Annotated in this window: 13 protein-coding genes; 10 read left to right on the forward strand and 3 right to left on the reverse strand. The window is 41.2% G+C overall.

The features are described 5' to 3' along the window. Positions 1-77: 77 nt before the first annotated feature. A complete protein-coding gene (locus BCU75_RS06985; RefSeq protein WP_102473337.1) occupies positions 78-1,547 on the reverse strand; it encodes a hypothetical protein in 1,470 nt (489 codons plus the stop codon). 100 nt (positions 1,548-1,647) lie between these two features. Between BCU75_RS06985 and BCU75_RS06990 the strand changes: the two genes are divergently transcribed. The 7 genes from BCU75_RS06990 to BCU75_RS07015 all read left to right on the forward strand — a co-directional run bounded on the left by BCU75_RS06990 (position 1,648) and on the right by BCU75_RS07015 (position 7,514). Next, positions 1,648-2,805 carry a tyrosine-type recombinase/integrase gene (locus BCU75_RS06990; RefSeq protein WP_241905354.1) on the forward strand — a complete coding sequence of 386 codons (1,158 nt, stop codon included), beginning with the start codon at positions 1,648-1,650 and terminating at the stop codon, positions 2,803-2,805. Positions 2,806-2,815: 10 nt separating this feature from the next. Beyond that, positions 2,816-2,998 carry a helix-turn-helix transcriptional regulator gene (locus BCU75_RS06995; protein ID WP_081230769.1) on the forward strand — a complete coding sequence of 61 codons (183 nt, stop codon included), beginning with the start codon at positions 2,816-2,818 and terminating at the stop codon, positions 2,996-2,998. A gap of 104 nt (positions 2,999-3,102) precedes the next feature. Next, positions 3,103-3,540 (forward strand): hypothetical protein, encoded by a 438-nt coding sequence (locus BCU75_RS07000; RefSeq protein WP_102473338.1) that lies wholly within the window; start codon positions 3,103-3,105, stop codon positions 3,538-3,540. Positions 3,541-3,605: 65 nt separating this feature from the next. Further along, positions 3,606-4,133: a hypothetical protein gene (locus tag BCU75_RS24520; RefSeq protein WP_241905355.1), complete on the forward strand. Its 528-nt coding sequence runs from the start codon at positions 3,606-3,608 to the stop codon at positions 4,131-4,133. Positions 4,134-4,211: 78 nt separating this feature from the next. Continuing rightward, positions 4,212-6,311 (forward strand): DNA polymerase, encoded by a 2,100-nt coding sequence (locus BCU75_RS07005; RefSeq protein ID WP_241905356.1) that lies wholly within the window; start codon positions 4,212-4,214, stop codon positions 6,309-6,311. A 178-nt stretch (positions 6,312-6,489) separates the two neighbouring features. Then, positions 6,490-7,167 (forward strand): hypothetical protein, encoded by a 678-nt coding sequence (locus BCU75_RS07010; protein WP_102473339.1) that lies wholly within the window; start codon positions 6,490-6,492, stop codon positions 7,165-7,167. A gap of 92 nt (positions 7,168-7,259) precedes the next feature. After that, complete coding sequence (locus BCU75_RS07015; RefSeq protein WP_241905357.1) at positions 7,260-7,514, forward strand: hypothetical protein; 255 nt, start codon at positions 7,260-7,262, stop codon at positions 7,512-7,514. An 11-nt stretch (positions 7,515-7,525) separates the two neighbouring features. Here BCU75_RS07015 and BCU75_RS07020 read toward each other — a convergent pair whose 3' ends face one another. After that, on the reverse strand, positions 7,526-7,918 hold the full coding sequence (locus BCU75_RS07020; protein WP_102473340.1) for a MazG nucleotide pyrophosphohydrolase domain-containing protein: 393 nt from the start codon (positions 7,916-7,918) through the stop codon (positions 7,526-7,528). A gap of 119 nt (positions 7,919-8,037) precedes the next feature. On the opposite strand from BCU75_RS07020, the gene BCU75_RS07025 reads away from it, so the two are divergent. After that, positions 8,038-8,820, forward strand: coding sequence for a hypothetical protein (locus BCU75_RS07025; RefSeq protein ID WP_102473341.1), 783 nt, complete (start codon positions 8,038-8,040; stop codon positions 8,818-8,820). A 2-nt stretch (positions 8,821-8,822) separates the two neighbouring features. On the opposite strand, the gene BCU75_RS07030 is transcribed toward BCU75_RS07025, so the two are convergent. Continuing rightward, positions 8,823-9,914 carry a DNA cytosine methyltransferase gene (locus BCU75_RS07030; protein ID WP_102473342.1) on the reverse strand — a complete coding sequence of 364 codons (1,092 nt, stop codon included), beginning with the start codon at positions 9,912-9,914 and terminating at the stop codon, positions 8,823-8,825. A 752-nt stretch (positions 9,915-10,666) separates the two neighbouring features. Between BCU75_RS07030 and BCU75_RS07035 the strand changes: the two genes are divergently transcribed. Both BCU75_RS07035 and BCU75_RS07040 read left to right on the forward strand, forming a co-directional pair. Continuing rightward, positions 10,667-11,074, forward strand: a complete 408-nt coding sequence (locus BCU75_RS07035) for a VOC family protein (protein ID WP_076675756.1) — start codon at positions 10,667-10,669, stop codon at positions 11,072-11,074. An 83-nt stretch (positions 11,075-11,157) separates the two neighbouring features. Then, the gene (locus BCU75_RS07040; RefSeq protein WP_102465999.1) at positions 11,158-12,411 is read left to right on the forward strand and encodes an HD-GYP domain-containing protein; all 1,254 of its coding nucleotides are present in this window, start codon (positions 11,158-11,160) and stop codon (positions 12,409-12,411) included. The last annotated feature ends 355 nt before the right edge of the window (positions 12,412-12,766 follow it).

Consider the following 12,766-nt stretch of genomic DNA (forward strand, 5'->3'; position numbering starts at 1 on the left):
GTTGTAAGGGATTCGGGTTAGTGTGTCATTAGCTCGTTGGGGATATACATCAAGCACCAATCACACACCAGAACTTATCAACCAAAGTCCCACTCAATATCATCATCACAGATAAAGTAAAACTCTTCGTTCTCTTTCGAGTACCCTAGACCAAGCGCTTTCTTCGAGGCTAGGGAGCCTAGGTAATATGCAAAATGTGGACAAGATACTTTCAGTTTATCCAAGGCGTTCTCTAGGTTTTTGCGTAGACTATCTATTTCCTTGGTTTCCTCAGCCTCGTCTACTTTAAGCATTTGCTTGAGAGACTCATGGTTAGCTTCGAACCAATTAATGTCTTGGTTTAATATGATTCTTAGATCATTCGTTGTAAGTAAATCATCCTCATTGATCTTGTTGAGTTCACTTAGTGATTTGACTGCAATAGATACGAGCTTTTCTTTTTCACCAGGATCTTCCGTTTCAAAGCATCGACATAATAAGTCGAAGAATTGGTTACGTAGTTTTTCTTCATAGCCATGCTTGGAATTAGGTTTTTTAGTTCTCATGCCTAACTCGTGCTGAATATCTTGTTCGATTTCGTCAGTAGAATAGCCACTACCCATGTTGTAAGAACTCTTGCGGTATTTTTTTAATATTTTATACAGTAGCGACATGCCCTTGGAATTGCGCACTGTGGTTCTTTTATCAGTTCCGAACTGAACCAAGAAGTTTTTGCCTTCTGGTTTAAAGGTTACTTTCTCTGGTATCGGGAATTCCACTCTAACCCTGTCCATTAACCAACTAGCAAAGCTATCGCTCACCTCTATATCTACATACCAATATTCACTGACACTTAGTAAATCCCAATCTGGTTTGAATGGTGCTTTGTCGAAGTAGCTGATCATAGCCATGTGTCTTTGTAGACCTTCTTCAACGGCAGAGATCTCGTAATTCGGTATAGGGTTGTTGTGCCAGTATATCGGGGGTAACTCAACCTCCACCATGTGCTGATTATTTTCTGAAGTGATGGTTTCTTGCGTGTGGGTGAAGTGCGCGAACCCCTTAGCTGATATCTGCCCCGACTGAAGAAATTCTATTAGGGTTTGATGTGCTGCGACACTTGCGAGTGCTGACTTGTCGGTATCACTACATAATGTATCGGTAAGTTCTTCCAGTGCTAGCTGTGGCAATTCTTTCCATGGGAGTGATTCGTTTGATTCGTGGTGTATATCACTGACTTCATCACGCAGAGGGTGAAAGAACTGACGGTTGCGATTTGGTGAATAGCGATAAAAATCGTTGTCGTTTTCATCTGCGAACAAATGACCATCGATGAAATTACTCGCATCAATACACACGTTATCTTCACCATCGTAGTATGAATAGAGCGTGTTGTTCTCGTAGTACGTGAAAGGTAAAGCTGTTACCAATTCTTCACGCTTCCAGTGGAAGGCTTTGTCTTTTGCTTCAAGATCCCATTCCCCTCGTTGTTCTTCGACGGGTATTCCTAGTTTTCTTTCGGCTAGCCAAAGACAGGCTGAGTAAGCCTTTTTTAATGATATAGACATTGTTAGCTGTATTTTTTTAATAAGTTTTTGGATTGTCTCATTTTTTCCAGTTCTTTCCAGCCTTGGGTTATATCGATTAACTGATATTTGGATGGATTAAATGAGCAGTACATCTATAGAAATGACCCAGAAGGTACTTAACGCCTTGCCTCGTCCTGCTAAGGGCGAGCAAGGTGTTGAGTATCGATGGGCTAAGAACTCTCGCTTACGTTTATTGGTAACAGCATCGAGCAAACGTTGGATAGTGCGCCTTGGCTGGAAAGGTCAACGCTACTACGAGTCGTTTGGTACTTACCCTGAAATGAAGTTTGCTGACCTTGAGAAGTTGGCTTACCAGTTTATTGCTGATGTTCAGTCTGGTGCTTACCGCAAGGGATCGCGCCTGACTGTTCAGCAGTTCTTTGATGAAGTACTCGTGCCTTTCAGTCAACGTCACCACCGTGATCATAAGACGTTTGTATCTCGCTCTAAGCGTGTCATGTCTGCGATGGGAAATAAGCGTATCACTGATGTGACTCGTCGTGATGTGGAGAAATTTCTTAACTCTTTAACGGGATTGTCGAATTCAACCTTAAATCGCTACCAAGCATTCTTATCTAAGCTGTTCTCTATGGCGGTCGAGCACGACATTATTGATAAGAGCCCTGTAAAGGGTATTAAAAAGCTGGTGGAGAATAACCAGAAAGACCGAGTGTTGTCCTCTAAAGAGATGGAAAGCTTTTGTCGTCATGCTTGCGCTGAACCTAACTTCATTCATGCCTATGCGTTGATGATTGGTCTTCTTACAGGTATGCGTATTGGTAACGTGATGAGTCTTACGCGCTCCATGTTAGCTGATGATTTATCGTCTGCATTGTTACCTATGACTAAGTCGGGTAAATCGCAGAGAATTTACTTCTCTGAGCCAGCCCAGCGCCTAATCCGAAAGTGTCTCAAGGTTTCTTTCAATGATTGGGTATTCCCGTCGCTGAAGAACCAAGGTCAGCATATTGCCTACCCACGCGCTTGTATGGAGCGCATTCAGCAAGCCATGAAAGTGGAAGGTTCGCTAGAAGCGCCTTTCACTATTCACGATCTACGTCGTACTCAAGCGACTCAAATGTTGCATGTAACGAACGACATTCGATTAGTTCAGCAAAGCCTTGGTCATTCTAATGTGAATGTCACCGAGCGTTACGCCTATTACCAAAACACCCATCTAGCGCAAGCTACTCAGCAGACTGTTGAGTCGATGCTACCTAATTTCCAATTCAGCTAAGGAGAACACGATGAAAAATGCATTAACAGTAGAAGAGTTTGCAGAGGCATACAGCCTTAACCCTGCCACAGTGAGAACTAATGTGACTCGAAAGCCTGACAGCTTACCCAAGGTATTACGCATTGGTCGTAGTGTCCGCTTTTTAGTCAGTGAAATTGATAAGTGGGAAAAAACTTTATTGGAAACGGCATAAACCACGAAATTTTCCAGTTCTTTCCAGCTATTACTTTTGCCAGTCGAGATTGGCTTGATTGGTACACAAACTTAAATAAAACATAAATCGATGGAGATTTTATTATGACGACTTCAACTCAACCACTATTCATCCGTAACGGTAACTCTGTAGTAAATGCGAGTACTGCAACGAGTTTGACTCATAACGGTGACTTTACTTTGTTACTGGATGATAAATGTCAGAAGGTAGCTTTCGATCAAAGCGAGAAAGCGCCTGAATTGTTTGAACGTGTGAAGAAAGCAATTAAACCGCATGACAAGTATGGATTGGTGCTAGATAACGGTGGCTTTATTGATGCACGTGTTATCTCAAATGTGTTCGTATCTCCGAAGACTGGTAATTTAGTTATGGTTGGTCTTAATGAGCGTCCTCTATGTGTTCTTGATGCTAAGACTTTCTCTGATCTAGATGGATTGATCGAAGTGATCTTGGATGCTCTGGTTAGTGTCGGTGAGGGTGAGAAGTTCCCTGCTATTGAATGGTCTGCTTACAAGGCTTAGTAATCTGATTTCGATTTAACACTATGGCTCTTCGGAGCCATTTTTTGATCTAAGAGGAGGATAAAATGGAAGAATCAATGAATTACTGGGTTGAAGATGTAGACATTAAGATTGAAGAATCATTTGATGGTATCGAGGTCGATGAAAACTTGGTTGAAGCGTGGGGTAGTGCGAGTAACGATGAGCATGTAGATGAAACACTTGGTAGTATTTCGGTAGAGACTATACCGCCTGTTGAAAACGTTCTTGAGTATGATAATTCGAAGAAGAGTAAGCGCTATAAGGCACGTACTAAGTTCTTCGACCGTCCGATTATCTCATTCGATACTGAGTATGTGTTGTCGAAGTGTGGTAAGTACAACCGAGTTCTAAGCTATCAATTTGTCACTTTACATAATGGCAAAGTGTCTAAGTTGGTGTTGTATCCAGACTCAACTAAAAAGTCTGGTCGTTTATCGATGGACTACTGCTTTGCTCGTGTCATTGAAAAGGCCATTGAAGATGATGTACTTGAGCGTTGGCCTACCGATATCATCGTCACAGCTCACTTCATGAAAGCTGACCTATTTAACTTCAATCAGGCTTTTGAGTAAGTCAAAACTCATATTAAGGGTATCCGTAAAACCGTGGCTAGTCTGGGGGATGCGTATGAATTGGATTTGAGTAAGGTCATGACTCGTCGTATAGATAAAGAGCCAGTTCAGATTAAAGATAAGAACCGCAATTATCACACCTTACATATGTCATTTTTTGACACCATGTTACTTGCTCCTGCTAGCGCTCAGTCTTTATCGGCTGTCGGAAATATCGTAGGCGTCCCTAAATTGGAAATACCAGAACCATACAGCATTGAACGTATGGATGAATATCTTGCCGGTAATAAGACTGGATTTGAAGAGTATGGTTTAACTGATAGTCTCATATCTGCTCTTCATTTCAAGATGACGGCTGACCTATGTAAAGAGCTAGGTTTGAAGTCGGTGCCTTATACGATTGGTGGTATGGCGGTAAAAACATTCATTAACTCGCTTGATGACCCTAAAAGTTATCGCAAGCTATTTGGTTTTGAAGAAAAGAAGCTTGAAATATGGTCGAAAGAAACTGGCAAGGTTCGTACAGTCACTATTGAAGAGCCTACTCAAGCTCGTAAGACTATGGAGTGGTTCGCATCAGAGTGTTATAGCGGTGGAAGAAACGAAAGTTTTTGGGGAGCTGCGACGCCTATAGATACTTGGAATGATCTGGATGTGCCTTCTTGCTATGGAGCTATTACGAATGGTTTGCGCGAAATTTCGTATGAAGATATGTATATGAGTAACAAGGTGGAAGATTTTTTTGGTGACAAGATGGCACTTGCTTGGGTTGAATTTGAGTATCCATCTTCTGCTCGCCATCCGTCACTTGTTGTTCGCGATAAGGATTCGCTGATTTTCCCACTCAGTGGTGAGACTCACTGCACGGGACATGAATTAGAAGTCGCCTATAACCAAGGCGCAAAAATTAAGATCAAGCAGGGTTTCATATTTCCATGGAAAAACGATGTGCGGATCTTTGAGAAGTACATGAAGTGGGGGCGTGAAAAGCGAAAGAGCTATGATAAAGGCTCGTTTCAGGAAAAATTTGTTAAAGAAATGTTAAATTCAACGTACGGTAAATTTAGCCAAAACGTAAAACCAAAGCAAACATTTTCAGTGGAGGATGGATACAGTAAGCCTCAACCTCCATCCAAATTGACCAATCCATTTTATGCATCGTATACATGTGGTCTGGCTCGCGCACTGTTAGGTGAAATGTTAGCTGGTGTTCCATCCAACAAAACCGTTGTATCTGTTACTACGGATGGGTTTTTGACTAACGCTGATATTGACGAAATAGATTTAACTGGACCAATTTGCCAACGCTTCCGTGAGCTGTTTCATCGTATGGAGCCTAATGGTGGTGAGATTCTAGAAGTTAAGCACAAGGCTAAGCAACTTATCTGTGCGAAGACGCGCGCTCAATATACGGTAACTCCAATGGACGGTTGGGAGCCTGTACTTGCGAAAGGTGGGGTTCAGGTGCCTAAACAAGTTACGGATCAAAATCAGTACATGGTGGATCTATACAAAAAACGAACACCTGAACATAAGACGGATTCATCTCATTTAACATCGCTACGTAATATGTGTACAGAACGCAAAGATATGCTGATGGAACGAAAGCAATCACGCTTGAACCTTGAGTTTGATATGAAGCGTGAGCCTATCAATCCACGAGTTATCGAAGTTGATGGTGTTCCATTAGTTAGCTTTGAAACTAAACCGTTTAAGAATGCTTTTGAGATGCGTTATACACGTATCCGCTTCGATGCTTGGCGTAAGAGTGGTCGCTGTTTGAAGACCATTGATGACTGGTACGACTGGCAGGAACGTTTAAGTATGTATAAAGCTAACGACAAGGGCGAAGTTCGTTTAAAGAAAGATGAAAAGTCTGATGAATTAATGGCTCGTTTGTTTGTGCGCTTTTACGGTCATGAAGTATCAGGCATCACTAAGAAAGATATTACCGCTAAAGCTCTATCTGAATGGTTTGTAGAGTTAGGTTATGACATTAAGCCTAGCTTGGTGCGTGGTGCTGGTCGAACAAAGCTTGTGGAAGGTACTGTTCCCCTCACTCCATCAACGTTGAAGTTAGCGACACTGCTGGTGGGTAAATTTCCTCAATTTGACCCTGCGCCTTTGTTTAATGCCTCCCGTGAAGAAGTTATGCGTCAATTAGAAAATATTTCGTAAATGATGAAGTGCCATGAGCCCTTGTATAGCAAGGGTTCATGGCCTGTGTGTATCTAGTTCGTTGGGGATATACATCAATAACCAATCACACAACCTCATTTCTTTCCAAATCTTTCCAGCTTAATCCTATGCCACAACGTCGTGGCTAATTTACTAATGGAAATTTGAGGGTATTAAAATGGCTGTATCGCACCGTAATTATTATTTAGCTATCACTAATGGAAGCATTGTTCCTGTTAAAACTATCGATGAGGCTAAATTGTTAGCTCATGGAAAGCCGGGAGGTTTAACAAAAGGATTTGATTCTTATGATGATGCTGTTGCTGCTATACCTGCAATTCGCGCTGAAATTAAGCGTCGTTTATCGAAAAAGAAGGTGAAACGTAATCGTCGTGATAAATATCAACAGAAAGAGAACTTTAGCCACTTAAAGTCATTTTTACCTGAATATCAAACTGCGAAAAATAAGCTAGTACTGACTTGCTACTTCGGTGGTAAGAATGCCGATTCAACCATTACAGGCTCTGATGGAAAGAGTGAGATTGTTGCTCTGAGTTCTGGTGCTACTGCCAAGCTGAAATATCTAGAGCTGGCTCAGGCAGCGATTCAGTATGCTGAGAACGCAATAAATGATGGTGTGAATAGTGTCGAAGTTTGGGGTATTGATGGTTCGGTGCTTGTCACTCTGAATGAATGGGCTCCGAGATACCGTGAACGTGGCTGGGTTAATTCGTACCATAAGCCCATTGCACATCGAGAAGTTATCGAACCGATGTTGGCTCTGTATGAAAAGCTAGGCGATAAGGTGAAACTGAACACGGGCGAGCAACCAATAGATAACGATGCACCATTCTAACTAAACATAAAGTTAGCCCTACAGGGGCTGAGAGGCTTGTCCTCTCAGATCCTGTGGGGTTTTTTACTATCTGAATTACTGGAATAATACCGATGAAAAATACTAAAACATTGACCGTTGAGGGCGTTGAGTTTACTTCTCGCACAGCTGCCGCTCGTCACTATGGCTTGAACCCAAAATTGGTTAATGAGCGTGTTACAAAGTTCGGCTGGACACTAGAGCAAGCCCTTGAACTTGAGGCTCGCCCTACGACACCGTACCGTAAGAAAGTTGTTATAGACGACACCGAGTACCCAAGTATGCGTCAGGCTGCTAAAGGGCTTGGTGTGGCGCTGAAATTACTATAGTTATGGGCTAATCAGCTTAGCTTCTCATGTGAACGATTATTTGTACTTTTTTGTTCATTATCGAGTGCTTTTTTTTGAATTGTTTTTACACTTTCCCAGCTCCCCCCCGAAGTGATAGCTTTGACTCTCTCTGAGTATTTTTTTTCAGAGCGCTGAAAGACGCGTTCCATAGAGATACGCTCTTCTAATTCAAGATGTTCTAACATACAGAGATATACCCATAAAACATCACCGAGTTCATCCTCAAGGTGGCACTGCCTTCCCGCTTCTATTTCATCTTCAACTTCTTTTAGTTCAGCATACATGGCCTCTAAGTAGGTACTGCTACCTTTAGACCAAGTTCCTTTTATATCTCTAGCGACTTTCTCAGAAACGATTTTTTGTAATTTTTCAAGGTTGTTCATTTAGTAACTCCATGAAAGTGTTGAAGTAACCCTTTAAGTAAAGAACGATAGCGTTAGTGATGCATAATATTTTTACTGGGCGTATAGTTGTGCTCACTATATGAAATCTGAGAGATACTATGACAATTCCTTTTATTTTACGAGAAGCGACTGATGATGAACTTTCAAAGCTTCGACTGTTTATGAGTACATTTACTGATGGCTCTGGTTATGAGAAAAATACAGATGGCACTACAAGACCGGGTTGGCGAGATTTTGAAAGGATAATTGCTGAGCTTCTAGGTGCGGAAGCTCCTGAAGGTAAGGGGATTTTCGATATTATCATAAGCTCAGAGGGTACTAGCACTAAGTATGGCGTTTCCGTGAAATCGAAAGGTTTCTCTAAGAATAAGTTTAGAAACCTTCTCACTGACGGTCGGGTGTATATGGAGCTTTGCAACTCTCCAGCTAAATTATGGGGGCCGTTAAAGGAGCAAGGGATAAATGAGCAACATTTTACCGCGCAAGAGTATGCTGAACAGATTGGCGATTCTGTATTAAATACAGTCCATAGCTGGTATGAAAACTCGGGTATTCCTAGTCTTAATTTAGAACGCTCTATACATATGACTGTTTCATATGGTCCTAATGAAGAAGGGGTTGTCCAATATCAGGTTCATACTTTCCCACTTGAATTCCCAGAAGGGATTATTTGGCGTTACAAAAGTGCTAAGTGTTTGAGTGGTTACGATCCATTGTTCCCTGAAGAGGTTTTGTTCGACTGGTATGGTTTATCTGGGGGGCAGTTGAAATATTACCCAAAAGCAAATCAAGCACGTTATAATAGTGATCAATTTGCTCTTGAGCAGGCAACAGTATTGTCTATCGCCCAGAAGGCAGATATTTACTGGGGAGAACAGTAGTACTATTTAGAGAAGTGGGTCAGAGTTTTCTGAATGTCTTCATTATTTAGTAACTCTTCATGTGTGATTAGCCCTTTCTCTGATATCAAATGAGAGAAAATCACATTTGCCAACTTAGGTGGTACAGCATTACCTATTTGCTGAAATTTCGATTCAACTTTTCCTTCTGGCTCGAAGTCATGGGGAAAAGTTTGGATACGAGCACACTCTCTCCAAGATAGTCGTCGAGGTGTTTGTAGTATGGGCCTTTCAGGGTTAGCCTCTAAATGTTCATATTCATCTGAAAAATCCCATCTTTGCTTATAACCATCTTCTAAATTCGACCATGTGAGGGTCATTTTGGGGCTCGCTGGGTGTATCGTAATATGCCTCCAGTTAGCAACAACTGTAAACGCAGGTTCATCCCAGTTCTTTTTGCGGTTGCGAGACATATAGTACCATGACATGTGTCCTTCTGGGTCATGAGGTCTTTCATAGAACTCACCTTCCGGCCATAGGGGGAGGTCTTTGATTACTTCTCCATGAGAGGTATAAGGAAGTAAGTCAGGATTTTTTTTCGTAGCCTTTCCGTGAGTTTCTTTTGGAAAAATGAATACACGATTGAGATCGTTTCTGACACCTACGATCAATAAACGCTTCCTCATTTGAGGTACACCGTAGTCTCTTGCATTCAACAATTTTGCTGTAACACGGTAACCTTGGTTTTCAAACTCTTCAAATTGCTCTTTAAAAAAGGCCCCACCTTTTAGACCTGTAAGACCCGAGACATTTTCTGCAACAAAGAACTTAGGTTTTACCGCTTCTAGACATCTTACATATTGTAGGTAGAGTTTTGTTCTAGGGTCTTTTTCAGGGTCTCTGTTACCACCGAGAGAGAATGATTGGCAAGGGTAGCCTCCAATAAGCATATCCGCTTCAGGAAACTCTGTAACGTCTGCAATATCCCCTTCGTGTACATTTGTTTCAGGGAAGTATTTTCGAAGAGATTCGCAAGCATCATGATCAATGTCACTTGAAAAAATAATGTTAGCACCAGCTTGTTCGGCACCTAAATCCATGCCGCCACAACCTGAAAATAATGAGATAGTCTTCATAAGCTCTTGAGTAATTTTGTTTGGAAGAAATTTACCTCAAACGGGACAAAAAAGCTAAGTAAAGTGTCATTCTTATGTGTTTATATACAGTAATTGCGATTAATGTTGGCTTTGATATGTGAATAGTAAAAGGAGTTCTTGGGACATCTCATGTTAAAGTTGAAAGTGAAGAACTGTATAGGTATTGGTCGTTCAACTAAAATCGTAGTAAAATTGGCATTTTAAAAAATGTGTTGTCTGTGCCCCAAACATGTAATCTAAATCCAATACAATCCCATTTCATGGTCTTTGATATCCAATAATATCCTAGTAAATACAGCTAGTTAAAAGACTTTTGAAGGGATTCAAAATCCGTTGCCTTCGGGCGTGGCGGTTCAAGTCCGCCTACCGGTACCAAACTTAGAAAGGTCGCTTTTATAGCGACCTTTCGTCGTTTTGGGCGTTTGTGAATTCCTAATCCAGCGTGTCGGCTTGGATGCAAGCCCAGTCAGTCGCCAATCGGTACCATATTTTAGTGACAAAGCCTCGACTCAAGTCGGGGCTTTGTTGTATCTGGAGAATAGAAAAGCTTACCTTTGTATTAACGATAGAAACGCTTCTTCAATCAGTTAGATCTTATTGTTTCATTCCTAGATCTCACTGTTTCCCTTTGTAATTCGATGCCTTAATAAATTAATCATCTTAAATCATGATGTTACCTATCATTCTCTCTTCTATTGTCTATGTTTAAAGGAATAATAAAGGAGAGAGATATGCTGACAGTAACCCCTTACTTGTTTTTTGATGGCCGTTGTAACGAAGCGTTGGATTTTTACCATAAATGTTTTGGCGGTGTAGTTTTATCGAAACAACTTTTTAGTGATGCGCCACAAGTAATAGAGGGAGCTCAACCTGATTGGATTATGCATGCTGAATTTGAAGCGTTTGGTATGAAGTTGATGATGTCTGATGGTGTTAAAGCGAAAGAGCTCGAAGGTAACAATCTCGCTCTCTCCCTCGTTACTGAAGATACTGCGACTCAAGAGCAAATCTTTGAAAAGCTGAAGCAAGGTGGGCGAATAATGACACCTTTAGCTGATACGTTTTGGGGAGCTCGGTTTGGCAAAGTGGAAGACAAGTTTGGCATACGTTGGATGGTGCACTGCGATTCTTTAAGTTGAACCTGTGAAATTGGCTAGTGAAATTGCTGCTCGGTTTTATTAGAATTACAAATAGAGATTATTGATTAATATTATATATAAAAATGGGCAGCATAAAAATTACCGTAGATCGCATTCAGCCCGGTCTACATGTACGACTCCCAGTAAAATGGAATGAACACCCATTTCTACTCAACAGCTTTAAAATCAAAGATGATGCTCAAGTAAAGGTAATTCGACATCTTGGGATTAAGCACGTCTATATAAACCCTAACCAAAGTGATACACCACCTTTACCCGCTAACCATGTAAGTGAACAAGACTTTGATACTGATTTACAGGTAAGTCTTGAAGCGGAAAGAATGTGGAAAGATAAGCATGAGAGTATCGAAACTTTAAGCTCTTATCGTCGTAGGGTGAGTCATTGCGAGAAAGAGTTCGAACGGTCGCTTGCCCGTATGCGTTCTGTGATGACCAAAATCCGTAATCGTCCATTAGATGCGGTAGGGGAGGTTAAGGCACTTGTTGATGATATTGTCGAAACGCTAGTGAGTGACGATAACGCAACCTTGCATCTCATGAATGCAAAAGCTGACTTTGAAGATATCTATTTTCATACATTAAATGTCTCGGTTGTTGCGCTAATGATAGGTAAAGCCAAAGGCTACAATACGCAACAGTTGAAAGATCTTTCATTTGCCGCGTTGTTTCACGATATTGGCAAAATCAAAATACCAGTCGCGATATTAAGAAAGCAGAGTGCATTGACGGCACCAGAAGAGAACTACCTAAAACTTCACACCAAATATGGTGCAGATATTGTCTCAGGAATTGATGACTTTCCTGAAAGTGCTAAAAAGGTGATTACTCAACATCACGAAATGAATGATGGTTCTGGTTATCCAGAGGGCTTAAAAGAGCAAGACATTGATGAGCTTGCCAAGATAGTTGCAGTAGCTAATGCATTCGATAACCTTTGCCATGGGAAAACGCAATCCCAACAAAAGATCCCTTACCTAGCGCTCTCTCATTTATATAAGAACTGCAAACACCTATATAGTCAGGACAACTTGAGCCTGTTAGTTAAGTTTATGGGAGTGTACCCCCCGGGTACTGTTGTGCAGCTTTCAAATGAATCAATTGGAATAGTGATTTCAGTTAATGCCAAACACATGCTTTATCCGAATGTACTGATCTATGATCCTAGCGTGCCAAGAACCCAAGCCCCGATCATTGACCTCTTCACTAAAGAGATAAAAATTGTCAATGCAGTTAATCCAAGTAAGTTACCGGAACAAGTTAGAGAGTATCTAAACCCTAGGGCTCGTTTATCTTACTTTTTTGATACTGGTGAGTAGTTATCCACAGGGTGTTGTGGGTAATTTGTTCGAAACTTGGGTTGAAAGTGGTATAAATAAGCACTTGGTTGAAATGTCTTCGCTTAACCTCTTTTTTCAATAAAAAACGTATTTAATGCTTGCCAATAAGAGCGGCATCTCTATAATGCCGCCTCACTGACACGGCAGACGCCGCAAGGCTTCAGCGCAGAATGTTGGTAAGGCAACTAGCTTAAAGCGTTCAATCGCTCCTACTTTTTAAAAGTAGAAATTAATTCCCAATAAGTGTTTGACACTGAGAATTAAAACGCTAGAATGGCCGTCCACTTAGAGAGGCTCCTTACTTAAAAGGAAAGCTCAATAAGTGAAGCTCTTT

It is taken from the genome of Vibrio splendidus, from assembly GCF_002873455.1.
Lineage (GTDB): Bacteria > Pseudomonadota > Gammaproteobacteria > Enterobacterales > Vibrionaceae > Vibrio > Vibrio splendidus_J.

Coding starts and splice junctions, on each gene's coding strand:
- BCU75_RS06985 (WP_102473337.1), bottom strand. CDS start 1,547: ATGTCTATATCATTAAAAAAGGCTTACTCAGCCTGTCTTTGGCTAGCC.
- BCU75_RS06990 (WP_241905354.1), top strand. CDS start 1,648: ATGAGCAGTACATCTATAGAAATGACCCAGAAGGTACTTAACGCCTTG.
- BCU75_RS06995 (WP_081230769.1), top strand. CDS start 2,816: ATGAAAAATGCATTAACAGTAGAAGAGTTTGCAGAGGCATACAGCCTT.
- BCU75_RS07000 (WP_102473338.1), top strand. CDS start 3,103: ATGACGACTTCAACTCAACCACTATTCATCCGTAACGGTAACTCTGTA.
- BCU75_RS24520 (WP_241905355.1), top strand. CDS start 3,606: ATGGAAGAATCAATGAATTACTGGGTTGAAGATGTAGACATTAAGATT.
- BCU75_RS07005 (WP_241905356.1), top strand. CDS start 4,212: ATGACTCGTCGTATAGATAAAGAGCCAGTTCAGATTAAAGATAAGAAC.
- BCU75_RS07010 (WP_102473339.1), top strand. CDS start 6,490: ATGGCTGTATCGCACCGTAATTATTATTTAGCTATCACTAATGGAAGC.
- BCU75_RS07015 (WP_241905357.1), top strand. CDS start 7,260: ATGAAAAATACTAAAACATTGACCGTTGAGGGCGTTGAGTTTACTTCT.
- BCU75_RS07020 (WP_102473340.1), bottom strand. CDS start 7,918: ATGAACAACCTTGAAAAATTACAAAAAATCGTTTCTGAGAAAGTCGCT.
- BCU75_RS07025 (WP_102473341.1), top strand. CDS start 8,038: ATGACAATTCCTTTTATTTTACGAGAAGCGACTGATGATGAACTTTCA.
- BCU75_RS07030 (WP_102473342.1), bottom strand. CDS start 9,914: ATGAAGACTATCTCATTATTTTCAGGTTGTGGCGGCATGGATTTAGGT.
- BCU75_RS07035 (WP_076675756.1), top strand. CDS start 10,667: ATGCTGACAGTAACCCCTTACTTGTTTTTTGATGGCCGTTGTAACGAA.
- BCU75_RS07040 (WP_102465999.1), top strand. CDS start 11,158: ATGGGCAGCATAAAAATTACCGTAGATCGCATTCAGCCCGGTCTACAT.